This is a genomic window from Pseudomonas spirodelae (genome assembly GCF_034653255.1).
GTDB lineage: Bacteria > Pseudomonadota > Gammaproteobacteria > Pseudomonadales > Pseudomonadaceae > Aquipseudomonas > Aquipseudomonas spirodelae.
Map to the genome: position 1 here is coordinate 13,246 of NZ_JAYEET010000026.1, position 21,156 is coordinate 34,401.

The 21,156-nt window shown below is 58.9% G+C and carries 20 protein-coding genes and 1 tRNA gene; 9 read left to right on the top strand and 12 right to left on the bottom strand.

What is annotated here, in order from left to right:
- Positions 1-174 precede the first annotated feature (174 nt).
- Positions 175-516: a YggL family protein gene (locus SOP97_RS08585; protein WP_274088659.1), complete on the top strand. Its 342-nt coding sequence runs from the start codon at positions 175-177 to the stop codon at positions 514-516.
- A gap of 66 nt (positions 517-582) precedes the next feature.
- Here SOP97_RS08585 and SOP97_RS08590 read toward each other — a convergent pair whose 3' ends face one another.
- The 3 genes from SOP97_RS08590 to SOP97_RS08600 all read right to left on the bottom strand — a co-directional run bounded on the left by SOP97_RS08590 (position 583) and on the right by SOP97_RS08600 (position 6,030).
- Positions 583-3,540: an HD domain-containing phosphohydrolase gene (locus SOP97_RS08590; protein WP_322948935.1), complete on the bottom strand. Its 2,958-nt coding sequence runs from the start codon at positions 3,538-3,540 to the stop codon at positions 583-585.
- 78 nt (positions 3,541-3,618) lie between these two features.
- Positions 3,619-4,695 (bottom strand): FUSC family protein, encoded by a 1,077-nt coding sequence (locus SOP97_RS08595; RefSeq protein WP_322948936.1) that lies wholly within the window; start codon positions 4,693-4,695, stop codon positions 3,619-3,621.
- A 3-nt stretch (positions 4,696-4,698) separates the two neighbouring features.
- Positions 4,699-6,030, bottom strand: a complete 1,332-nt coding sequence (locus tag SOP97_RS08600) for a deoxyguanosinetriphosphate triphosphohydrolase (RefSeq protein WP_322948937.1) — start codon at positions 6,028-6,030, stop codon at positions 4,699-4,701.
- 668 nt (positions 6,031-6,698) lie between these two features.
- Here SOP97_RS08600 and SOP97_RS08605 point away from each other — a divergent pair.
- Both SOP97_RS08605 and SOP97_RS08610 read left to right on the top strand, forming a co-directional pair.
- On the top strand, positions 6,699-8,501 hold the full coding sequence (locus SOP97_RS08605) for a multicopper oxidase domain-containing protein (protein ID WP_322948938.1): 1,803 nt from the start codon (positions 6,699-6,701) through the stop codon (positions 8,499-8,501).
- Between the two features lie 43 nt (positions 8,502-8,544).
- Positions 8,545-9,189: an SCO family protein gene (locus SOP97_RS08610; RefSeq protein ID WP_322948939.1), complete on the top strand. Its 645-nt coding sequence runs from the start codon at positions 8,545-8,547 to the stop codon at positions 9,187-9,189.
- A gap of 62 nt (positions 9,190-9,251) precedes the next feature.
- Here the strand turns inward: SOP97_RS08610 and SOP97_RS08615 are convergent, their stop codons facing one another.
- From SOP97_RS08615 to SOP97_RS08635, 5 genes are all read right to left on the bottom strand, one after another.
- Positions 9,252-10,163 (bottom strand): c-type cytochrome domain-containing protein, encoded by a 912-nt coding sequence (locus tag SOP97_RS08615; protein WP_322948940.1) that lies wholly within the window; start codon positions 10,161-10,163, stop codon positions 9,252-9,254.
- 100 nt (positions 10,164-10,263) lie between these two features.
- A complete protein-coding gene (locus SOP97_RS08620) occupies positions 10,264-11,427 on the bottom strand; it encodes an EAL domain-containing protein (protein WP_322948941.1) in 1,164 nt (387 codons plus the stop codon).
- A 74-nt stretch (positions 11,428-11,501) separates the two neighbouring features.
- The gene (locus SOP97_RS08625; RefSeq protein WP_322948942.1) at positions 11,502-11,858 is read right to left on the bottom strand and encodes a hypothetical protein; all 357 of its coding nucleotides are present in this window, start codon (positions 11,856-11,858) and stop codon (positions 11,502-11,504) included.
- A complete protein-coding gene (locus SOP97_RS08630; protein ID WP_322948943.1) occupies positions 11,855-12,238 on the bottom strand; it encodes a phage holin family protein in 384 nt (127 codons plus the stop codon). The genes SOP97_RS08625 and SOP97_RS08630 overlap by 4 nt, the downstream gene beginning before the upstream one ends.
- 11 nt (positions 12,239-12,249) lie before the next feature.
- Positions 12,250-12,567 carry an ElaB/YgaM/YqjD family protein gene (locus SOP97_RS08635; protein ID WP_322948944.1) on the bottom strand — a complete coding sequence of 106 codons (318 nt, stop codon included), beginning with the start codon at positions 12,565-12,567 and terminating at the stop codon, positions 12,250-12,252.
- A 371-nt stretch (positions 12,568-12,938) separates the two neighbouring features.
- Here SOP97_RS08635 and SOP97_RS08640 point away from each other — a divergent pair, with 371 nt between their 5' ends.
- Positions 12,939-14,147, top strand: coding sequence for an ammonium transporter (locus tag SOP97_RS08640; RefSeq protein ID WP_322949001.1), 1,209 nt, complete (start codon positions 12,939-12,941; stop codon positions 14,145-14,147).
- A gap of 68 nt (positions 14,148-14,215) precedes the next feature.
- Here SOP97_RS08640 and SOP97_RS08645 read toward each other — a convergent pair whose 3' ends face one another.
- The gene (locus tag SOP97_RS08645; protein ID WP_322948945.1) at positions 14,216-15,466 is read right to left on the bottom strand and encodes an OprD family porin; all 1,251 of its coding nucleotides are present in this window, start codon (positions 15,464-15,466) and stop codon (positions 14,216-14,218) included.
- 257 nt (positions 15,467-15,723) lie between these two features.
- Between SOP97_RS08645 and SOP97_RS08650 the strand changes: the two genes are divergently transcribed.
- Genes SOP97_RS08650 through SOP97_RS08660 form a run of 3 tightly spaced genes read left to right on the top strand, consistent with a single transcriptional unit; the run spans position 15,724 to position 18,102 of the window.
- Positions 15,724-16,878, top strand: coding sequence for a DUF5610 domain-containing protein (locus SOP97_RS08650; RefSeq protein ID WP_322948946.1), 1,155 nt, complete (start codon positions 15,724-15,726; stop codon positions 16,876-16,878).
- A 47-nt stretch (positions 16,879-16,925) separates the two neighbouring features.
- Positions 16,926-17,168 carry a glutaredoxin family protein gene (locus tag SOP97_RS08655; protein WP_322948947.1) on the top strand — a complete coding sequence of 81 codons (243 nt, stop codon included), beginning with the start codon at positions 16,926-16,928 and terminating at the stop codon, positions 17,166-17,168.
- Positions 17,169-17,217: 49 nt separating this feature from the next.
- Entirely contained in the window at positions 17,218-18,102 is an 885-nt protein-coding gene (locus tag SOP97_RS08660) for a chemotaxis protein CheV (RefSeq protein ID WP_322948948.1), read from the top strand.
- 88 nt (positions 18,103-18,190) lie between these two features.
- On the opposite strand, the gene SOP97_RS08665 is transcribed toward SOP97_RS08660, so the two are convergent.
- From SOP97_RS08665 to mobA, 3 genes are all read right to left on the bottom strand, one after another.
- A tRNA-Pro gene (locus tag SOP97_RS08665) sits at positions 18,191-18,267 on the bottom strand.
- 141 nt (positions 18,268-18,408) lie between these two features.
- Positions 18,409-18,630: a YgdI/YgdR family lipoprotein gene (locus tag SOP97_RS08670; RefSeq protein WP_322948949.1), complete on the bottom strand. Its 222-nt coding sequence runs from the start codon at positions 18,628-18,630 to the stop codon at positions 18,409-18,411.
- 74 nt (positions 18,631-18,704) lie between these two features.
- Positions 18,705-19,289 carry a molybdenum cofactor guanylyltransferase MobA gene (mobA, locus tag SOP97_RS08675; RefSeq protein ID WP_322948950.1) on the bottom strand — a complete coding sequence of 195 codons (585 nt, stop codon included), beginning with the start codon at positions 19,287-19,289 and terminating at the stop codon, positions 18,705-18,707.
- Positions 19,290-19,356: 67 nt separating this feature from the next.
- Between mobA and moaB the strand changes: the two genes are divergently transcribed.
- A complete protein-coding gene (gene moaB, locus SOP97_RS08680) occupies positions 19,357-19,896 on the top strand; it encodes a molybdenum cofactor biosynthesis protein B (RefSeq protein ID WP_322948952.1) in 540 nt (179 codons plus the stop codon).
- Positions 19,893-21,107 carry a molybdopterin molybdotransferase MoeA gene (locus SOP97_RS08685; protein WP_322948953.1) on the top strand — a complete coding sequence of 405 codons (1,215 nt, stop codon included), beginning with the start codon at positions 19,893-19,895 and terminating at the stop codon, positions 21,105-21,107. The genes moaB and SOP97_RS08685 overlap by 4 nt, the downstream gene beginning before the upstream one ends.
- The last annotated feature ends 49 nt before the right edge of the window (positions 21,108-21,156 follow it).

Here is a 21,156-nt window from a genome sequence, read left to right on the forward strand (position 1 = left end):
CGGGTTGGGATCAGGTTGGCAATTATGCCTCAAGAGCAGGCCTGCGCAGTGGCAGTAATTGCCGCGCCAGGGTGCTTTTCTGCAGGCCGCATGATGACCTGTCGTCTTTGAGACGGGCGTGCAGGCGGCGAAACTGCTAGAGTGCCGCGCGTTATCACTTTTGAGGATTGTTCCATGGCTACTAACCGTTCCCGCCGTCTGCGCAAAAAACTCTGCGTGGATGAATTCCAGGAGCTGGGTTTTGAGCTGAACCTGACCTTCAAGGAAGATCTGGCTGATGCAGCCATCGATACTTTCCTTGAAGATTTTCTGCGTGACGCCATGACCGCTAACGGTCTCGGCTATGTCGGTGGCGATGACTTCGGTCTGGTTTGCCTGGCCAAGCGTGGCTCGGTCAACGAAGAGCAGCGCGCTGCCGTTGAAGCCTGGCTCAAAGGCCGTGACGAGCTGGTGGAGTTCACTGTCAGCCCGCTGCTTGATGTCTGGTACCCAGACAATCAGCTGAATCAGGCCTGATGCTCTAAGCGGGGCATGCCTCACGCATGCCCCGCTGCTGTTCCCGTTATCTACGCAAGACTTCCGCTAGCCGTCCAGGCCAGCCTTGGCCAGCAACGCGGCCTCATCGATCGGGTCAATTTGTTCGCGCCGGACAAAGCGCTCGGCGTACTGCAAATAGACTTTTTCCCGCACAAATAGGCTGAACAGTTCAGCGTCGATGTGCGCGGCCTTACACATACCCGCCATGATGTTCAGTGACTCAGACAACAACTTGCCTTTCTTGTAGGGCCGGTCGGCTGCTGTCAGGGCTTCAAAAATATCGGCAATCGCCATCATCCTCGCGGGCAGGCTCATGTCTTCGCGCTTCAGGCGTTTGGGGTAGCCGGTGCCGTCCATTTTCTCGTGGTGACCACCGGCAATTTCGGCGACGTTGGCCAGGTGTGGGGGGAAGGGCAGGTGGTTGAGCATGCGGATGGTCTGCACCATATGGCCGTTGATGATGAAACGCTCTTCTTCGGTCAGCGTGCCACGGCCAATGCTCAGGTTATAAAGCTCACCACGGTTGTGCTTATAGGTCGGGACGTCCAGCTTGAAACCCCAGGGGTTGTCGTCAGCGATCCGTTCGCTGTCCGGGCGCTCAAACAGGTGCTCAGGCTTGTCGCTTAGGAGTGTTTCCTGCACAGGCAATGCGGGCGGCGAGGTGCGTGACTGGCGCTGGTTTTCTTCCCAGGAAACCCCCAAGCGATCATCCAGTGTGCGCATCCAAGTGCGCGTAGCAATGCGGCGTAAACGCTCCAGGTCGGCCTCGGCCATTGCCTCGCCCCCCAGGTTGCAGTGGGCAATAAAGGCGAACTCATCATCCAGCGTGGCCAGCAGTTCATCGCGCACCTGCTCCAGAGCGTGCGCATCACCGCCCTGGCTCAGGCTTTGCCAGTAGCTGATCCAGGCGTTACGTTTGAGCACTTCGAAGCGCATGCGCACTTCATGCAGACGGTCGCACAGGGTTTCCAGTTTGGTGGCTTTGTCCACCACGTACTCGGGGATGGTGACTTTGCCGCAGTCATGCAACCAGGCGGCGATATGCAGGGCTTCCCATTCTTCCTCACTGGGCCGGTAGTCACGGAACGGGGCCTCATCGCTGGCTGCCGCCGCGCGGGCGAGCACCAGGGTGATTTCCGGCACGCGCTGGCAGTGGCCGCCGGTGTAGGGGCTCTTGGCGTCGATGGCGCCGGCGATCAGCTGAATAAAGGCGTCGAGGAGTTTTTTCTGTTGATCCAGCAGGCGCTGGCTCTCGATACACAGGGCGGCTACGCCGGACACCGCTTCGACGTAGGCAATGCGCTCTGGGCGCAGCATGGCCAGGTCGGCTTCGTCGCCGCTGTCGCGGTGCAGGAGCACAAGTACTCCGAGGGTCTGGCCCTGGCGGTTATGCAGGCCAGTGCAGACCAAGTGCACGCGCGGGCTGTCGAGGCTGTGCAGCAGGCTCTGGAAGCCCTGAGCCTGCTCGAAACCGAGCTCAACGATGACGCTGGGGCCACCCGCTGCCGTCTGGGCGAGCCAGTCGGGTAGGTCTGGATCGTCCTGTGCAAAGGCGGCTATGTGGTGGGCATCGAGGCTGTGGTGCTGCTCATCAATAATTAAATGATGGGGCTCCAGGCGCCCGCTCTGGCTGTCAAACAGATAAAGCAGGCCGCCACTGGCGTCACTGAGTTTGACGGTTTCACGCAACACGCGGCGCAGCAGGGCATCGAAGCGGGTTTCCGCCGACAGTGTGGCGGCAATTTCAAGGAAGCTGGAAATGGTCTCCTTCATGCTCGCCATCGACACGGCCAGTTGATTGACTTCCTTGACCATGGAGCGCGCGCTGGCCGGGTAGGTGAAGTTGAAACTGCGGATGGCTTCAGCTTCATCCACCAGCAGGCGCAGCGGTTTGACCAAAATAGTGGAGAGCAACCAGCCAATTGGAATGCACAGCAATAGGATGCCAAACGTCAGTATCGCGCCCTGCCAGCGGATCCGGTATGCATCCGCCAGTAGTTCATTTTCCGGTACCAGCAAAGCCAGGCGCAGGCCTTGTGGGCCACCTTCATCGAACTGACTGTAGGCGACTCGCCAGCGCTGCTCGCCCAGTTGCACGCCATCTTGGCGGCCCTGAGCCAGGCCAAGGCTGAGAAACTCGGCCAGCACCGGGCTGAGATCCTTAGCCTGAGCCAGTTGCAGTGTGTCCCCAGGCACGACTAGACGTGAGCTGTCTGGGTAGGCGACGGCGCTGCCGTCGGGGCTGTACAGCACCACCTCGGTGGAGGGCGTAATTTTGTGCGAGGACAGTGTGGCGGAAAGATCGGCGAGGGTCAGGTCAGCCGCCACGACTGTGGTCTCGCTACTCTTGCGGGCGATGGTGGTACCGATCTCTCCAGTGGAGAAGAAGGCATAAGGCGCTGTGCTGAAATGCCCCTGACTCTGCATGGCGCCCTGGTACCAGGGGCGGCTGCGCGGGTCGAAGGTTTCCTTGAGGTTCTGCCGCCGGCTGATGGGTTGCAGCTGCGCATCGAAGAACAGGTATTCGGATTCCAGCCGTTGCTCGCTGATGCGGTCAATGCTCCACACCTGGTACGCCGCGTTAGTCGGGGCGTAGAAGATTTTCCGCAGCTGTTCACTGCGCAGCGGCCGCACCATGAAATAAGCACCATCGCCATAGCCCACATAGATCGATGCCAGTTTCGGGTTATCACGCAGCGCCTGGGCGAAGATCGGCAGCACGATCATGCGTTCATGACGATCACGACCGTTGACCTGCTCATTACGCGCCAGCAGGTTGATCATGAATTGAATCGGTTGGTAGGTATTGCGCAAATCCGCTTGTACTTCTTTGCGCATCTGGCTGAACAGCTGGTCACTGCTGCTGAGAATGATGTTGCTGGTTTGCTGGTAGTTGAAAACCCCCAGCACGGCCCCTGAGCTCAGCAGCAGCAGGCTGAACAGCACGCTGATATGGAAATGCAGCGGAAAGCGGCGTTCTTTGAGGCGTGGCGTCGGCTGCATGTCACACGTCCTTAAATGCATAACCAAGGGGCAAAGCATAGTGAACGCAGGCGGGCTTTGCTTGGCCCATTGGCGGCCCTATATTGGTGCGCTAGGGCCTTCGGTGTGGGCTTTCTTAAGCAGTTGTCGATGTTCCAGCCAGCGCTCCAGGCCGTACACCATTAACGCCACTAACAACGCCAGCACCACGCCGATCAGGCTGTTGAATAAACGCACCTGCGGCAGTTGCCAGTCGTGCGCCAGGCTTTCTGCCAGCAGCACAAAGCACACGCTGGTCTGCAGCACAAACAGCCCGTAATGGTTGGCTTGCAACGCACGGCTGAGAGCAATTAGCGGCAGTAGGGTGGCCACCATCAATGCCGGATCTTGCAGGCTATGGCCGAGCAGTATCAGCAGTGCCGCCGCACCCAGGCTGGCCAGAATGGATTGCACGGCGCGCACCAGGCTGCCCTGGAAGCTCAGCTGCAAGGTGCTCACCACTGTGAGTGTCAGCCAGTAGCCACGGTGCAGGTGTGCCAGGTTGACGATCAGCCCGGACAGCGCGAATGCCAGGGTGCAGCCCAGCGCATGCAGCCGCCACTTCTGTTTCGGCAGGCGTTTGGCGTGACGTTTGAGCACTTTGAAAATGCTGATAAAACGCGGCATGTACGGCCACATGCGCAAGCCATGCATGCCGCGCAGGCCAAAGGCCAGGAGCATCACCCAGAGGCCGCCGAGGATAAACAGCATGGCGATGGCGTAGGGATTATTCAGCGTACCGAGGCCCTGTTGACCTTGCCCCAGACACAAGCAGATGGCCAGGCCGATGCCCAGCTTGCCGGCTTCACTGCCAAAGCGTTGCAGCCAGGCCAGGAGAAAACCGAACAACGCGAAGATCAGAAAGCTGGTGTGAGGATGATCGGCCGACCAAAAGCCCAAGCCAGCACTGGCCGCACCCAGGCCGCAGAGCATCAGCATGCGCAGCATCCCGAGGCGATGCAGAGGGTTAGCCTGGGCGGCCTGAAACGCGCCTGCCGAGGCCCAGAGAAACCCCGGGTGCGCGCTGAACAGCCCGAGAAGCAACGGCAGCGCGCAGCCAAAGCCCGCCACCATCGCCGGGCCCCAGGCCGGCGGACCGGCATGCCAGCTAAAGGTTTGTCGTAATAGGCTATTCATGGCTTATACCGGACTAGAGCGGCCCGTCATCTCGCGGGCCATTTCTGTAGCGTAGCTGTCAGTCATGCCCGCAATAAAGTCGATCATGCGCAGAAATGAGGTGTACAACGGCCAGTGCGGGTCAGGTGCGTTATTACCCAGCAGGTCGAGAATACGGCGGTTTTTGAACGACGGCGTGCGTCCGCCATGCTGTTCAAGGGCCGCGCCACAGAAGGCGTTCAAGAGGATTTCCAGCGTGGTGTAAGCACCGATTTCGTGCAGGGTCTTGCGCTTGTCCTGAAAGATTTTTTGCCGTGCCATGTCTTTGGCACTTTGCACGCACCGTTTAGCGGTGCCGTGCATGTGCTCAACCAGGTCGCCTTGCAGCGTGCCGGAAAGTAGCGCGTCCTGCTGCTCGACAAAGGCTTCGGCGGCGGCGTTGGTCAGGTGCTCAATCGCTTTACCGCGCAAAATCGCCAGCTTGCGCCGCTTGGAGTCATCGGGGCCGAGCTGACGGTAGGTTTCCGGCAGGTCATCGCCCACCAGATCGAGCAGCAGCGCTTCAACTTCGCTGTACTCAAGCAACTCCATTTCCAGGCCATCTTCCAGATCGATCAGGCCATAGCAGATGTCGTCCGCCGCCTCCATCAGGTACACCAGCGGATGACGTGCCCAGCGTTGTTCGTCCAATTGCGGCAGGCCTAGCTTGCCGGCGATTTGCTCCAGCAGTGGCAACTCGCTCTGGTAGCAGCCGAACTTATGCTTTTTGTAGCCCATGGCTTCGGCGTGGCGTGCAGTCCAGGGGTATTTCAGGTAAGTGCCCAGGGTTGCGTAGGTCAGCCGGGTGCCGCCGTCGAACTGGTGGTATTCCAGTTGGGTGAGTACACGGAAACCCTGAGCATTGCCCTCGAAGCTGAGAAAGTCGCCGCGTTGGCTGGCCGTCATATCGTCCAGCCAGCCGCGCCCGGCGGCCTGCTGGAACCAGTGGCGAATGGCGTCCTCGCCGGAGTGGCCGAAAGGCGGATTACCGATGTCGTGGGCCAGGCAGGCGGACTGCACAACCATGCCCAAATCACTCGGCTCGCACCAACCGGGCAATGCATCGCGGATCATTTCACCGACGCGCATACCCAGCGAACGGCCGACGCAGCTGACCTCCAGTGAATGGGTCAGGCGGGTGTGGATGTGGTCATTACTGGAGACCGGGTGCACCTGAGTCTTGCGGCCCAGGCGACGGAACGCGCCGGAAAAGATGATGCGGTCATGGTCTTTATGGAAGGGCGTGCGGCCCAATTCATCGGCGCTGTGCGTGGGTTTGCCGAGTCGTTCGCGGTTGAGCAGGGTTTGCCAATCCAAAGCTAATCCTCACCATGACATCACTGAATAAGGGGCTAGCTTCGGTGTTCGTGCGGTCGGCTGCAAGCCTTGTGCGAGTCGCCTGTGTGCGGCAATAACGGGTTGGCGCGCCCGTTCATGCGCTGGCGAGGGCGGTGGGTGCCGACGGGGTTATAAGTGCTGTGATTATTATTTATAAATAAATAATTAAAACAGTGGTTTGCAGTTGTTAAATCCACTTGTCAGGGGTTTTGACTGTTATTTGACATTCGCGGGGCTCGGTACTTTAGTTAGTTAAGTGAGTGCTTGAAAAGATGGGCTCAGTGCGTGGGGGAGCGCTCTGGGTTCGGTGTAAGCGTTATTGCTAGGGAGAATATTATGTCTACTGACTCGCTGAGATGCCGAGCATCTCTGTTGTTTCCTGTGCTCAGTGCTTTGCTGCAATCGCATGGCCCCCCCCTCCTGCTGGCTGAGACCAGCGCACGGCACTCTCGCTTGGGAGTCCGGCCTATCACGCTGGCTGTAATCGATAACCGATGGTTGGCTTACAACGGGTTGTGAAGCTTGCCTCCGAGCGTTCGCTATTGATGTTTTGCTTCAGCATACGGCGCACGTCTTTCGCCCTGTCATTTGGCAGATATGGAGATCCTGAGTGGGTGGAGAGCCGGTAGCCGGGGAGGTGGATGTTTATGAAATCTTCACTCTTGGCAACACCCACAGAACAGCCGGGTGAGTCAGTCACGGCCCCATTGGTTAGCGATGCAGTAGAGCAGCCGTCGCGGCGTAACTTCCTCAAGGGCAGCGCCGCCGTGATAGCTGCGCCGCTACTGTTGCGCTCGGGAGAAAGTGTGGCAGCGGTTGCGGCCAGCCCGCCAACAGTGCCGTGGCAGGAGTTTCTTCCGGATGTCATCGGTGTGCTGGGCGCTGAAACCTTAGACCCACCGCCCACCGAAACCGCGAATGTGGCCGGCGGTGAAGCAGGGCGTCCAGCGCATCAACGCTGGAGCGAGTTTGCCGCGAGGGCGGAGCCCTATGAATTGCACGCCGCGCAACGGGATAACTGGGTGTTCAGCCCATCGTATCCGGCACAAAGCGTGTGGACCTATCAGGCTAAAGATCCGGACTTGAGCATCCTAAGTCCGGTGGTATTTGCCCATTACGGGCACCCGGTTCTTTGCCGAATCTACAACGATTTACCGGCCAACCATGTCGGCTTTGGCACCCCGGAAATTTCCACTCATTTGCATAACCTGCACATTGGTTCGGAGAGCGATGGCTTTCCCGGCGACTATTACAGCGCCACCAAGGCCGGACCAACCCTGACCTCGCCTGGCGGCTTTAAGGATCACCTCTACTCAAATATCTATGCCGGTTACGACGAGATGCAGAACGGTATTGGCGACTACCGCGAAGCTCTGGGCACGCTGTTCTACCACGACCACACCACCGACTTCACTGCACCGAATATTGTCCGTGGGTTGGTGGGGTTCTACTGCCTGTTTGATGCGCTGGATTCGGGTAATGAACGTGATCCCACCCCTGGAGCGCTGCGCTTACCTAGCCATCCGTACGATTACCCGCTGGGCTTTGCCGACCGCCGCTTTGATGCAGGCGGCATGCTCTATTACGACCAAGTCAACCCTGACGGTGTGCTCGGTGACAAGGTGCTCGTCAACGGCAAGATTGAGCCGGTGTTACGAGTGGCGCGGCGCAAGTATCGTTTGCGCCTGCTTAATGAGGGGCCGAGTCGTTTCTACCAGTTTTACCTGGTGCGGCCGAACAATGTAATTCAGCCATTCACCTACATTGCCAATGACGGCAATCTGCTGGAAAGACCGCTGCTCAATCAAACCTTTGTGCGTTTAGGCGTGGCTGAGCGTGGCGACATTGTGGTGGATTTTTCCCGCTACCCCTTGGGCACCGAACTGTACGTGGTCAACCGCCTGACTCATGTTGCCGATGACACTCGGCGGCCTGATCGGGTAGTGGCACCGGGCGTACGCGTGCTGAAGATAGTGGTCGATCGCGAGCCACCCGAACAGGACCTTAGCCAGGTGCCAAGCTTTCTGCGCCCACTGCGGCCGTTACCGACTACCGCGCAATTGGCGGCGCTGCCGGTAAGGCGCTTTGTGTTTGAGCGCAGGCAAAACATGTGGGCGATTAATGGTCAGTTCCTCAACATCAACCTACCGCGCGCGGAGGTTCCCCTCGGCAGCATGGAAATCTGGGAGTTGTCGAGCATCGATAATGGTTGGGATCACCCGATTCATATTCACCTCGAAGAAGGGCGGATTTTAAGCAAGACCACCAATGGTCGAAACGTGGTGATCCCCGCGCATGAACGCGGACGCAAAGATGTGTATGTGGTCAACGGCCGTACCACCATTCGCGTATTGCTGCGTTTTCGCGATTACAAAGGCAAGTACGTCATGCATTGCCACAACCTCATCCATGAGGACCACGCGATGATGCTGCGCTGGGACATTGTCTGATGGCTGCTGGGCAGGTTGGTGAAAAGATTCAGGAGGATGTTTGATGAATACGCGAAGAAAGTTGCTGGCAGGTATGGGCTTGGGTGTGGCTGCGCTGGGCGCTGCTGCATGGCAGCGCGGCAGTGGGCCGCCGCCGGCAGTCGTGCGGGGCTCGGCAGGTACGCAGAACTTCCCCAATGTAACCCTGTACACCCACGAGGGGCAGGCGGTGAAGTTCTATGACGACCTGATCCGCGGCAAGGTGGTGACCTTCAACATGATGTACGCCCAGTGTGAGCGCAGTTGTCCGGTGAGTACGGCTAATTTGCGTCTGGTGCAAAAAATGCTCGGTGAGCGGGTAGGGCGTGATGTGTTTATGTACTCGATTTCGCTGCAGCCGGAGATGGACACCCCGGAGCGCTTACGCGAGTACGTTGCGCGTCATCATATCGAGCCGGGTTGGCTGTTTTTGACGGGTGCTCGCGCGGATATCGACCTGGTGCGCTACCGGCTGGGGTTCTACGACCCCGACCCGTTGGTGGACTTCAACGACGCTAATCACACCGGCATGCTGCGCGTGGGCAATGATGCGCTGGACCGCTGGACGATGGCCCCGACCTTGACTGAGCCTGAGCAAATTATGAGCACCATCAACCATGTGGACATGGCCATGGCGCACACGGCATACCCTGGGCCCTCATTGGTTTAGGTTGTTGTGGCATCGCGGTTATTTGTTGGGCGTGAGGGCTTAGGTCGCCTTAATTGCCAATGTTAGCGTGGTCGAATGCGCTCAATGCGCAGTGCGCCGTCGCGTTGAATTCGACCACGTACTTGCACGTAGTCACCCGGCTGCGGAGCATCATCTATACGTGTGGTAGGGGTGACCTGCAGCGGCAGGCCATCCAAGGCCCAGTTCGGCCCGAGTTTGCCATGCAGGCGCACTTTGCTGCCGACGGGTAATTCGGCGGGAATGCCCTTAGCGTCCCTGGCACCTTGTTGAACCCAGGCCACGATCAAGGCAATTTCTTCGTCATCAAGAAACGGTGGGCCGTCATAGGGCATGCGCGGCCGCGCTTGGCCACGAATTCGCCGTACCAGTTCGCTGGCATCTGCTGCGCCAGGAACCACGCGGGCGCGGTCAGCCGTGTTGAGAACCTCGGTGTAAGACGTCAGCACGTAACCTTCAGGGGCCGGGCCGAGCAGCCCAGACGGTGAATGGCACTTAGCGCAACGCAAGATAAAGATGGCTTCAACATGGCTGTAGTTGACTGGCTCATCGGCTCCAGGGCGCTGCGCTAGGGCGGCTGGCAGGTTTGCTGGGCTCGGCTGCAGGCCGTCGTTTATCCAGCGCTCGAACAGGCTGATTTGTGTGTCACTGAGAAACGGCGGGCCGGTCAGGGGCATGCGGGGCAGGCGGCTGCCTCTTAGTCGCTTGATCAGTTCACTGCCAGTTGCGTCGCCTTTTTTCACGATAGGGCCATTACGGCTGCCCCTCAGCAGGTGTTCCAGACTGTCCAGGGCTAAGTCCAGCGGCGGTTGTGCGCCGGCATGACAGAGCACGCAGCGGCTTTGCAAAATCGGCGCAATATCCTGATAGGTCACAGGCGTTTGCCCATGGCTCTGATTGATCGCTAGCAACATCAGCCAACACAGCGAGCAACGTGGCAACAGCGCAGTGGGCATTTGGCCTGCCTCCCATTTGGGCTTCAGCCTGTTAAGCCTAGTTGCTGCGGCAGAGCCAGTGAGACCGCTATCGGCTCAAATACATGGCGCGGTTTCAGCGTTAAAAGCCCGCAGCATCAATATCAATCAGCAGCAGGCGTTTGCCGTTGTCGATAAATTGCCCGGCGGTCAGGCAGTACTGGTTGGTCGTGGCATCGCGGTAGGTGCTGGAGAGAATCAGCCGGCGCTCATCCCAGCCTTCGGCCAGCAGCTGATAGAAATACGGTCGCCATGACCAGTTATGCCCGACATAGCGCGCGTCGCTGAGCCAGTGCGGTGCGTGCCACTCTAGGTTGGCCGTAAGCTGGGTGCCGTGGCGGTCGCATTGGAAGATGCGCAACAGCCAAGGGGAGGCATGCGGTTGCGGTAGCTGATCGGGGGATGAGCCGCCTTCGATCCAGCGTTTGAAACTGTCCATCAGTTCGCCGAGCTGCTGGCGCAGGCTCATCAAGCGCGCACGCTCGGCGAGTTTTTGCTGCACATAATGGTCGCGCAAGTGGGCAAAGCGTTTGATGAAGGCATTGCTGCTGAAAAAAGCCTCTTCGGGTTTGGCAAACAGATAACCCTGCACATAGCGCGCGCCGCACTCTAGGGCAAAGTCCAGCTCGGCTTCGGTTTCCACGCCTTCGGCAATAATCCAGCAACCGGTTTTTTCCGCCATCTGCGCCAGTGCTTTAACCACTTCGCTGCTCGGGCCACCACGGGCAGCCTGTTGGAACAGGCGCATGTCTAACTTGAGAATATCGGGTTGCAAGGCCAGCACGCGGTCGAGCTGCGAGTAGCCGGCGCCGAAGTCGTCAATGGCGATCCGTGCCCCGGCTTGCCGGTAGCGCTCGACCACGCCGGGTAGGCGTGCGCTGGCGCCGCCTAACTCAGTAATCTCGAAGACGATGCGCGCGGGGTCGATACCGCTGCGCTGCAGTTGTTTCAGGCTGGGCAAGGCTTGTTCGGGGCGCAGCCGGCTGATCCAGCGTGGCGAAATATTCAGGCTGAGGAACCAGTCCTGCGGGGCTTCGTGGAAGCGTGTGAGTGCTTGTTGGCGCACCTCGCGGTCGAGGCGGCGCAGAGCAGCAGGCGGGGTTTTCGGGTCGCTAAACAACGGGCCAGCGGAGTGCAGTTGACCATCGTCAGCGCGCAGGCGCGCCAAGGCTTCGACGCCGGCGATCCGCCCGGTGGCGGTATCGATAAAAGGTTGGAAAACAGCAAGCGGTTGACCGTTGAACACTGCGCAGTTCCTTAGCCAGGCAAGACGCCCTTGTGGGCGTTATAGCTGGGTGACTAAGCAAGATTGTGGCCAGATTAATCCTCTGTGCAGCTATCTTTAGTCGCGTTCGCCGTCTTGTCAGCGTGGCGTGGCGGGTTACGCCTGAGCAGCGGGAAGGCAATCAGGGCGATGCGCAGCCAGCGTCGCCAATGGCCTCGGCGAATGCCTACGGTGGCCATCAGCAGCGCACTGCCTGCGACCCAGAAAGGTGCATTGCTGTTGCCCAACTCTTCGCGCCAGTGCTTGCGTAAATACTGTGCTTGGCGCAGCGGCTGGAGCATGACCAGGCTTTCGTGGCGCAGTTCCTGTCGATGCATTTCCAGGCGCATGCGCAGCAGGGTTTTACGCAGTTCACTGCGTGAGGCCTTGGCAGGTGGCTCGGGCATATTCATGGCAGCAGTTGCTCCCGGTCGCGGGCCAGCTCTTCAAGGCTGGCGCTGAAGGGCGCAGGCGCATTGCGGACTCGCTGCAGCAGTGTGATCAACGCGCTCAGTAGCCCTAGCGCATAGAACGCACACAGGCCACTGATAACCAGTAGGCGATGACTTTCCCAGAAAGCGATCAACAGCGCGGCAGACAGGCCAATCAGCAGCAGTAGGCCAAAGAACAGGCTCAGGCAGGTTAGCACCAGCAGGTTCAGCGTATGGTTTTGCTGCTCTTTGAACTCTTCCGCAAACAACGCGATGTGGCCCTGCAATAACCCCAGCAAGGCACGGCCAAATCGCTGTGGCGAAGTGCCGCGACTTGTCGGGGTAGGCGGTGTTGCATCCATTGAGATTCTCTTTAGCGGCGGGAGATCAGCATACCCAGTAATAAGCCGATAGCGGCTGCAACGCCGAGGGTTTGCCAAGGGTGAGTTTGCACATAGCCCTCAGTGGCATCAAGGGCCGCTTTGCCGCGTGCATGCAGTGCGTCTTCGGCGTTGTGCAGGGTGCCGCGCGCGCGACCTAGGCTACTACGGATTTGCTCGCGCAGTTCCTCGGCCTGCTCGCCTGCGAGGCTGGCGGAGTGTTGCAACAGGCTTTCGGTGTCGCGTACCAGTGCCTGGAACTCTTCGAGTAACTGATCCTGGCTGGACGCTGTGGGGGTCTTACGGGCCATAAATGTCTCTCCTTTTGACGAACAGTGTAGGGGTTCGAGTACTGAGCGTAGCAGGGGTTCCTTTTTTCTTCGGTGAGGACGTCGGAATGCGCTAATGGCTGGTACAACGTTTGCATTGCGCTGGTGCGTACTCTTGCGAGAGCGCCCTTTTATAGGGCTGCAGGGGGATTGGCTGGGACGCCGTGGTGCATCTATAACTGACTAATAACTATGGAATAAGTGCTTAGGAGTCGAGTTGGTAAAGCACCCGCTTGGTGCTGTATCAACCCGGCGTCGACAAAGTGGAAGGAGGCAAATGCTGCTATCTGGTGCGCATTTGTCGGCTGATGATCCGCTTTGGTGCTTTTCCCACGACGGAGTTTTCTTTGCAGATGGAAAACATCAACAGTGCTGTAGAAACCCTGATTCACGGCTCCAATACCTTATTTATCCTGCTCGGTGCCGTGATGGTGTTGGCCATGCACGCCGGTTTTGCCTTTCTTGAGGTGGGTACAGTCAGGCAGAAAAATCAGGTCAACGCCTTGTCGAAGATCATTTCTGACTTTGCCGTGTCGGCTCTGGCCTATTTCTTCGTCGGTTATTGGATCGCCTACGGCGTGACCTTCCTTGAGCCGGCCAGTGTGCTGACTGAAGGTAACGGTTATGCGTTGGTGAAGTTCTTTTTTCTACTGACCTTTGCTGCGGCCATCCCGGCGATTATTTCCGGTGGCATTGCTGAGCGTGCCAAGTTCGGTCCACAGCTGTGCGCCACGGTGTTGATCGTGGCGTTCATCTACCCTTTTTTCGAGGGCATGATCTGGAACGGTAACTATGGTGTGCAGGCCTGGCTGGAGGCGCGGTTTGGCGCGGCGTTCCATGACTTTGCCGGCTCGGTGGTGGTACACGCGATGGGCGGCTGGCTGGCCTTCGGCGCGGTGATTTTGCTGGGGCGGCGTAATGGCCGTTACCGCGAAGGGCGTCTGGTGGCCTTCGCGCCGTCGAATATTCCCTTTCTTGCGCTGGGTTCGTGGATTCTGATCATCGGCTGGTTCGGCTTCAACGTCATGAGTGCGCAAACCCTCGGTAGCGTCAGCGGCCTGGTGGCGGTCAATACCTTGATGGCGATGGTCGGTGGCACCGTGGCGGCGTTATTGGTCGGCCGTAATGACCCAGGCTTCCTGCACAACGGTCCATTGGCCGGCCTTGTGGCGGTGTGTGCCGGCTCAGATTTGATGCACCCGGTAGGCGCCTTGATTACCGGGGCGATTGCCGGTGCGTTGTTCGTCTGGGCGTTTACCGCGACCCAGGTGAAATGGAAGATCGACGATGTGCTTGGCGTTTGGCCGCTGCATGGTCTGTGCGGTGTGTGGGGCGGTATTGCCTGTGGCATCTTCGGCCAGCAGGCGCTGGGTGGTTTGGGCGGCGTTAGCCTGGCCAGTCAGTTTGTCGGCACCGCGCTGGGTGTGGTGGTGGCCTTGATCGGTGGCGTGCTGGTGTACGGCGTGCTGAAAGCCACTGTAGGCATTCGCCTGAGCCAGGAGCAGGAGTATTACGGTGCCGACCTCTCAGTGCATAAGATTGGCGCAGTTAGCCAAGACTAATAGTTACGCGGAAATGCAAAAGGCCCGGACACTGTCCGGGCCTTTCTAGTTCAGCCGCTTAAAGGGTTTTACAGCAGCGGCAAGGTGTAGCTGACAATCAAGCGGTTTTCATCGAGGTCGCCGATGCTGGCATTGGAGCGCACCATCGCATTACGCCAGCGGAACGCTAGATTTTTGAATGTCCCTGCCTGAACGGTGTAGCTGACGTCTAGGTCGCGTTCCCATTCCTTGCCATTTTGGCCACCCGCAGCATCGAAGCCATCACCGGTGACGTAACGCACAAACGCGGTCAGGCCAGGCAAGCCATAGGTGGCGAAGTTGACGTCATAGCGTGCCTGCCAGGAAGTTTCATCCGCGCGGGTGAAGTCGAGAATTTGCAGGTAGCTGGCAATGGCTGGGTCGGTTTCGTTCAGGAACGGGAAGGGGTTATCGCCGTTGCTGTCCTGGTAGCCCAAGCGGAAGGTATGCGCACCGATACCTGCGGAAAGCATCAACGAGGTGAGGTCGTTATCAATCGTACCGGCCAGGTTGCGACCGTTTTCTGAAGAGTCGAAGTACGCCAGGTTGGCACCCAGCTTCCAGTCGCCAATGGGCTGGGTGTGGATCAGGTTGTACATTTTTTGGTCATAGACATCTTGCAGTTCGCCGTACCACAGCCCCGCCGTGGTGTTACCTGAGTTGAACAGGTAGGTGCCACCCCCAAAATTGTAACGGTCACTGACGACACCCGTGTAGTTAGTGGCGCTGATATCTTCGCTGTTGGTCGAGTTACGGAAGTTGGTCTTGCGCAACTGACCGCCATTGAGGGTCAAGCCTGCGATTTCCTGCGAGGTGATCATGGCGCCTTCGAATACCTGAGGCAGCAGGCGTGAATCACCGGAAGAGACGATCGGCAGCTTGGGCATCAAGCCGCCTACTTTGAGTACGGTATTGGACAGTTTGACTTTGACGGCCGCAGTGGCTTCGCCGTAGCTATCGGGCCCCTCATTACCAAAACTGTTGGGCAGTAGGTTGGTGCCGGCGCGCGCATCAGATGAGTCGAGCTTCAGCCCCACGCCAGCATAGGCATCCAAGCCAAAACCCACTGTGCCTTCGGTGAAGCCAGACTCAGCCTTGAACAGAAAACCCTGCGCCCATTCTTCGCGCTTGGATTGCTGAATAGCGGTGCTGTTGCGCAGGTCGCGGTTCATATAAAAATTGCGCGCTTCAATGCTCGCTTTGCTGTCCTTGATAAATTCTGCCTGAGCCAGCGACGGCAGGGTGAGGCAGGTGCCCAGTGCGGCGAGTGCCACAGCGCGGGCTAGGGGGGTTGTAGTCATTATTATTAGCTCCTCGTGTATGCGGGTCGGCGTGTGCCCGATCTATTCCAGCGAGGCGCAATAAAACATGGACGTCTGTCCTTGGCCTTTAGACTTTGGTCGGTTGTGCACCATTGAATAGGGTTGAGGAGTGGTGTGCGGTCGTTGCAGGCGCTCTAGCGCGAGTATGGCGCCGTTGATCGGATAGCCCGGGGTCAGGTTAAAGTTTCACCGTATTTGGCCGCCAACCTGTTAATACACCGCCCAGGTACTTTGCCATGAATCCTTTGGCCGCAAACTTATCCTCTGCCTCGCCTCCCTCTTTCGCCACTGCTCAGTCAGGTGCACGCAATGCTGCTGACGCGCAGGCAACGCTGGCCAATCGTCTGGCCGAACGCCTTGGCCTTGAGCCTGGTGCTCTGGCCGGCAAGGGCAATGACTACAGCCCGGAAAAAGTCGCCGGGCGCATTCTTGGGTTTATCGAGCAGCGCTTGCAAAGCGAGCAAGAGGCCGGCGCTGATACCGGCAAACTGCAAAAGCTTCTCGACCAAGCCCGTGAGGGTGTTGAGAAAGGCTTTGGCGAAGCGCGCAAGATTCTCGACGGCATGGGCGTGCTGCAAGGCAAGGTGGCGAGCGATATTGACGACACTTACCAAAAGATTCAGGACGGCTTCAGTGACCTGAGCAAGCGTTTCAGCCCCAATGCCGCATTAGCTGAGGGCTCAAGCAGCATTGCGGCCTATAGCGAGCGCTTTGCCGCCCAGGCAGAAACGTTCGAGATGTCGGTGACCACCCGTGATGGTGATCGCCTACGTATATCTATCGCTCAGGCATCGGCCAACTGGTCGCAAAGTGGCGTTGTCGCCAGCAGCAATGGTAATGGCAGCTCTGTGGTCGCCAGCAGCCAATCGGGCAGCCTGCAGATGGGGGGCTGGCAGGTCAGTGTTGAAGGCGAGCTGGATGATCAGGAGCGTGCCGCACTGGAAAAACTCTTCGGCCAAGTGCAGGAGCTGTCCAACAAGTTCTATTCCGGTGACCTGAGCGGTGCTTTCGATCGCGCCATGGCGCTAGAGATGGACGGTGAGCAGTTGGCGTCGATGTCTCTGCGTCTGACGCAAACCACTGTGCGGCAAGCGACTGATGCCTACAGCGCCGTGGCGCAAGACGCAGGGCAGGCCGCCAGCGCGGTTAATAATTCGCTAATCGACTATGCCCAGGGTCTGCTCGAAGCATTGCGCAACGTCAATCAGGTGGTTGAAGCGGGCACCGGCAAGAGCAGCCTGCTGGATCTGCTCAACGGCGGCTTCTCGCTGGACGAGCGTTTTGACAGCGGTCGGCTGGACAAGGCCGCGCAGCTCAATAGCCGCTTGCTCGATGGTTTGCAAAACCTAGGTAACCTGGGCCTGGACAGCGCCAAGGGCACCGACGCCTGAGTGATAGGCAGTGCTAAACTGCACGTCCAGTCGTCGGAGGTGCGTAGATGCTCCCGGAATGCCAACTGTTTGGAACGCTCGGCTGCCACCTTTGTGAGGTGGCAGAAGCCTTATTGATGCCATTTGTCGAGCATGGTCTGTTGGTCGAGTTGGTCGATATTGCTGAGCATGAATACTTGGTCGAGGATTATGCCCTGCGTATCCCGGTGTTACGTCGCTGCGATACCGGGGCCGAGTTGAACTGGCCATTCGAAGCTGAACACATTGTCGAACTTCTACGCAGCGTCTGATATCTGTGCGCTGCGTGCTGGTCACTGATTTATTCAAGGAAAAATATTGATGAGCATGGTGCATGGCGACGCCTTGTCGCTGCTGCTGTTCCGATTGCACAGCGGCCGTTTGCTGGGGATCAACCTGCTCAAGGTTCAGGAAATTATTCCATGCCCCGCGCTGACCAAACTCCCCAGTCGCCACCCGCATGTGCGTGGTGTTACCACCCTACGCGGTTCGGCGTTGACGGTAATCGACCTGGCTAAGGCCATCGGCGAGCAAGGGGTTCCTGGGAATAATGACGGTTGCCTGATCGTGACCGAACTCAGCCGTTCGCGGCAGGGCCTGCATGTGCAGAGCGTGGAGCGCATTGTCCAGTGTTCCACCCGCGATGTGCGTCCGCCGCCGGCAGGTTCCGGCAGCAAGGCGTTTATCACTGGTGTGACGCAGATCGACGGCAAGATTGTGCAGATTCTCGATATCGAGAAAGTGCTGCACGAGCTTGCGCCGGTGATTGTCGAGGAATTGGACGAACAGCTGTTGTCAGAGCGCGAGCGTGCACTGCTCAAGGGCCGTCGCGTGCTGGTCGTGGATGACTCCCACGTCGCGTTGCACCAGACCATGATTACACTGCGCAAGCTGGAACTGGATTGCCAGATGGTCCGCAGCGCTGCCGACGCGCTTGAATTGCTGCAGAAGCAGTTCGATGCTGGGGAGCCCATCGAGGTGTTGGTCTCGGATATCGAAATGCCGGAAATGGACGGTTACGACTTGGTTCGTACCCTGCGTAAAAAACCAGGCATCGGGCAAATTTATGTGCTCCTGCACACCTCGCTCGACAGCACCATGAATACTGAGAAAGCCAAGGCAGTCGGTGCCAATGACGTGTTGACCAAGTTCTCCATCGTCGACCTGAGTAAGGCATTGGTGCGCGCGTTCGAAAGCCTGCAATAGGCTTTTCGATACACATAAAAAAGCCCGCATTGAGCGAGCTTTTTTATGTGTTTTATCTGCGCTAGTAACGGCAGATAAAGCCAGAGTTTGGTCGGAGAGACAGGATTCGAACCTGCGACCTTCTCGTCCCGAACGAGACGCGCTACCAAGCTGCGCTACACTCCGAATGGGCAAAATTTTACTGAAAAAGTTTTACCGCACAAGGGGTTAGGTTTTAATTTTTTCTATCGTTCAGCGTTCTTTAGCTGCGCATGAAACAACCCAGGCGTCGGGTAATGAATCCTTGGCGACGCCTGGGTTATTGGCTTACAGCTCTTTGACGGTGCGCACTTGATCTTTGTTGACCTTGGCGCGTTTGCCGTCGAGTTGTTCGAACTCATAGAAGCCCGAATCCTCGTCAAAACTCGGCTCGTCGATGGTCTGGATTTCACGGCCATCGTTGAGGGTAATCACGGTGGGGGATGCGCAGCCTGTCAGCGCGACCAGGCCCAAGGTAAGCAGCATTGCTGGAATAATCCGCTGGGTCATGGAGATCTCCTTAATTGATAGATGTTTTACCCAGCTTGTGACGAAACTTTGCCAGGCAAGTTCCCTTCTTCCGGTTAAGGGCGCGCCGCGCCGAGTAACTCTGGTGTATTGAAGTTGGCCAGACGCGGGTCGCCCTGCGGGAGTTCTAAGGTCAGTGGATCAAGGCTGCGCAGCCAGCGCTGAGGGCTGCGCTCACCGGCTTGCCAAGCCAACTCCAGGCTTGGATGCAGTGCGGTGGGAATGACGCTGAATAGCGGTTCAAGAAAATCACCCTGGCGGATCACTACAGCGCGCTCGCCAGCCTGGCTCAAGAGCTTAACGAGCAGTGGCCTGTCGAGTTGTGGGGCATCGCACGGCAGGATCAGCAGGTGCGGATGCAGGGCTGCGCGCAGGCCGGCTCTGATGCCTGCCAAGGGGCCCTGGAAGTCAGCCTGGTCATCAGCCACCAGCCGATCTGCGAAATGCGCGTATTGCTCGCTGTTGCGATTGCAGGAAATGATCAGGTCGTCGGTCAGGGGGCGAACCAGTTCGTGCAGCCAGGCAATCAGCGGGCGGCCATGCCAGTCGAGCAGCCCCTTGTCCTGGCCGCCCATACGTTGCCCGCGCCCGCCCGAGAGCAGCAGCACGGAGCAGGCAGGTAGGGTCTTGGCAGTGGGCATATGGCGTCTCCGAAAGCGGGCCTGTGATATAACGGCGGGCATTATCGCTCATAACTGGAAGCCTGCCATGAACCACAAGGCCGAGGCACATTTCGTGCCCTTGAATATTGCGGTGTTGACCGTCAGTGACACCCGCAGCCTGGATACCGACACCTCCGGCCAGCTGTTTGTTGACCGCCTGCAAACCGCGGGTCACCAGCTCGCCGCCCGGTTTTTGCTGAAGGACGATCTGTACAAGATTCGTGCCCAGGTCGCCACCTGGATTGCCGAAGATCAGGTGCAGGTGGTGCTGATTACTGGCGGTACCGGCTTCACTGGCCGCGACAGCACCCCGGAAGCGGTGAGCTGTCTGCTGGACAAACAGGTCGATGGTTTTGGCGAGCTGTTCCGGCAGATTTCCGTGGCGGATATCGGTACCTCGACCGTGCAGTCCCGCGCTCTCGCTGGCCTGGCCAATGGCACCCTGGTGTGCTGCCTGCCAGGCTCGACCAATGCCTGCCGCACCGCCTGGGACGGTATCCTCGCTGAGCAGCTGGATAACCGCCACCGCCCGTGCAATTTCGTCCCGCACCTCAAGTCGGTGGCCGCCTGCGAGAGCCGTGGATGAGCTGCTGTGACAAGCCGGGATTGATGCCCGTTGAGGCGGCGCTGGCGCGTTTGCTGGCGCAGGCCGAGGCCAGCGCGATTGTTGAATGCGAGCGGGTCAATCTGAGCGACGCCGCTGGCCGGGTATTGGCCGAACCGTTGCTTGCTCCGCTTGATCTGCCGCCTTGGGACAACAGCGCCATGGACGGCTACGCCCTGCGCCTGGCCGACTGGAATGGCGAGCCTCTGGTCGTCAGCCAACGTATCCAGGCCGGCAGCGCGCCGGTGCCTTTGCAGTCCGGCACCTGCGCGCGGATTTTTACCGGCGCGCCTCTGCCAGCCGGCGCCGATACGGTGGAAATGCAAGAAAATGCTGTGCTTAGCGAGGACGGCCGCGTCGCTTTTTGCGAACCGCTGAAGCTGGGGCAAAACGTGCGCGCCCAGGGGCAGGAAACCCGTATTGGCGATTCCGTGCTGCCGGCTGGTACCCGTCTGGGGCCCATCGAGCTGGGTCTGGCTGCATCCTTAGGCTGCGCCGAATTGACCGTGCGCCGGCGGCCGCGCGTGGCTGTGTTGTCCACCGGTGATGAGCTGATCGAACCGGGTCAGCCGCTGGGGCCTGGGCAGATCTACAACAGCAATCGACGTTTACTGATCGCCTGGCTGCAGCGTCTGGGCTGCGAGGTGGTGGACGGCGGAATTCTGCTCGATGACTTGGAGTTGACCCGCGCAGCGCTGGGCGCCTTGCGCGATGTTGACCTGATTCTTTCCACCGGCGGTGTGTCGGTGGGCGAGGCGGATTTCCTCGGCATGGCCCTACGTGAGGAAGGCGAGCAGGCGCTGTGGAAACTGGCGATCAAACCGGGCAAACCGCTGACCTGCGGGCAGTTCCGGGGTGTGCCGGTGATTGGTCTGCCGGGTAATCCGGCGTCGACTCTGGTGACCTTTGGCCTGCTTGCACGGCCTTATCTGCTGCGCCGCTTGGGTGTGCAGCGGGTCGAGCCGCTGGGCTTTCCGATGCCGGCTGGCTTTACCTGGAACAAGCCAGGTAAGCGCCGCGAATACCTGCGTGCGCGTCTGGAAAATGGTCGAGTGGTGCCTTACCCGAACCAGAGTTCCGGGGTGCTGCGCAGCGCGGCTTGGGCCGAGGGTTTTGCTGAGGTGCTGGAGAACACCACCTTGAGCGTGGGCGATAGCCTGCGGTTTATTCCGCTGAGCGAAATCCTCGGGTAGGGCAGTGCACCTGCTGTCTCCTTGTGGTGGATGAAAACAGCGTCATCCA

Bases quoted from the DNA above. Each gene is read 5' to 3' on its own strand.
- SOP97_RS08605 (WP_322948938.1), top strand. From the start codon at position 6,699: ATGAAATCTTCACTCTTGGCAACACCCACAGAACAGCCGGGTGAGTCA.
- SOP97_RS08645 (WP_322948945.1), bottom strand. From the start codon at position 15,466: ATGACTACAACCCCCCTAGCCCGCGCTGTGGCACTCGCCGCACTGGGC.
- SOP97_RS08595 (WP_322948936.1), bottom strand. From the start codon at position 4,695: ATGAATAGCCTATTACGACAAACCTTTAGCTGGCATGCCGGTCCGCCG.
- SOP97_RS08655 (WP_322948947.1), top strand. From the start codon at position 16,926: ATGCTCCCGGAATGCCAACTGTTTGGAACGCTCGGCTGCCACCTTTGT.
- mobA (WP_322948950.1), bottom strand. From the start codon at position 19,289: ATGCCCACTGCCAAGACCCTACCTGCCTGCTCCGTGCTGCTGCTCTCG.
- SOP97_RS08660 (WP_322948948.1), top strand. From the start codon at position 17,218: ATGAGCATGGTGCATGGCGACGCCTTGTCGCTGCTGCTGTTCCGATTG.
- SOP97_RS08685 (WP_322948953.1), top strand. From the start codon at position 19,893: ATGAGCTGCTGTGACAAGCCGGGATTGATGCCCGTTGAGGCGGCGCTG.
- SOP97_RS08625 (WP_322948942.1), bottom strand. From the start codon at position 11,858: ATGAATATGCCCGAGCCACCTGCCAAGGCCTCACGCAGTGAACTGCGT.
- SOP97_RS08635 (WP_322948944.1), bottom strand. From the start codon at position 12,567: ATGGCCCGTAAGACCCCCACAGCGTCCAGCCAGGATCAGTTACTCGAA.
- SOP97_RS08615 (WP_322948940.1), bottom strand. From the start codon at position 10,163: ATGCCCACTGCGCTGTTGCCACGTTGCTCGCTGTGTTGGCTGATGTTG.
- SOP97_RS08590 (WP_322948935.1), bottom strand. From the start codon at position 3,540: ATGCAGCCGACGCCACGCCTCAAAGAACGCCGCTTTCCGCTGCATTTC.
- SOP97_RS08610 (WP_322948939.1), top strand. From the start codon at position 8,545: ATGAATACGCGAAGAAAGTTGCTGGCAGGTATGGGCTTGGGTGTGGCT.
- SOP97_RS08630 (WP_322948943.1), bottom strand. From the start codon at position 12,238: ATGGATGCAACACCGCCTACCCCGACAAGTCGCGGCACTTCGCCACAG.
- moaB (WP_322948952.1), top strand. From the start codon at position 19,357: ATGAACCACAAGGCCGAGGCACATTTCGTGCCCTTGAATATTGCGGTG.
- SOP97_RS08640 (WP_322949001.1), top strand. From the start codon at position 12,939: ATGGAAAACATCAACAGTGCTGTAGAAACCCTGATTCACGGCTCCAAT.
- SOP97_RS08670 (WP_322948949.1), bottom strand. From the start codon at position 18,630: ATGACCCAGCGGATTATTCCAGCAATGCTGCTTACCTTGGGCCTGGTC.
- SOP97_RS08650 (WP_322948946.1), top strand. From the start codon at position 15,724: ATGAATCCTTTGGCCGCAAACTTATCCTCTGCCTCGCCTCCCTCTTTC.
- SOP97_RS08585 (WP_274088659.1), top strand. From the start codon at position 175: ATGGCTACTAACCGTTCCCGCCGTCTGCGCAAAAAACTCTGCGTGGAT.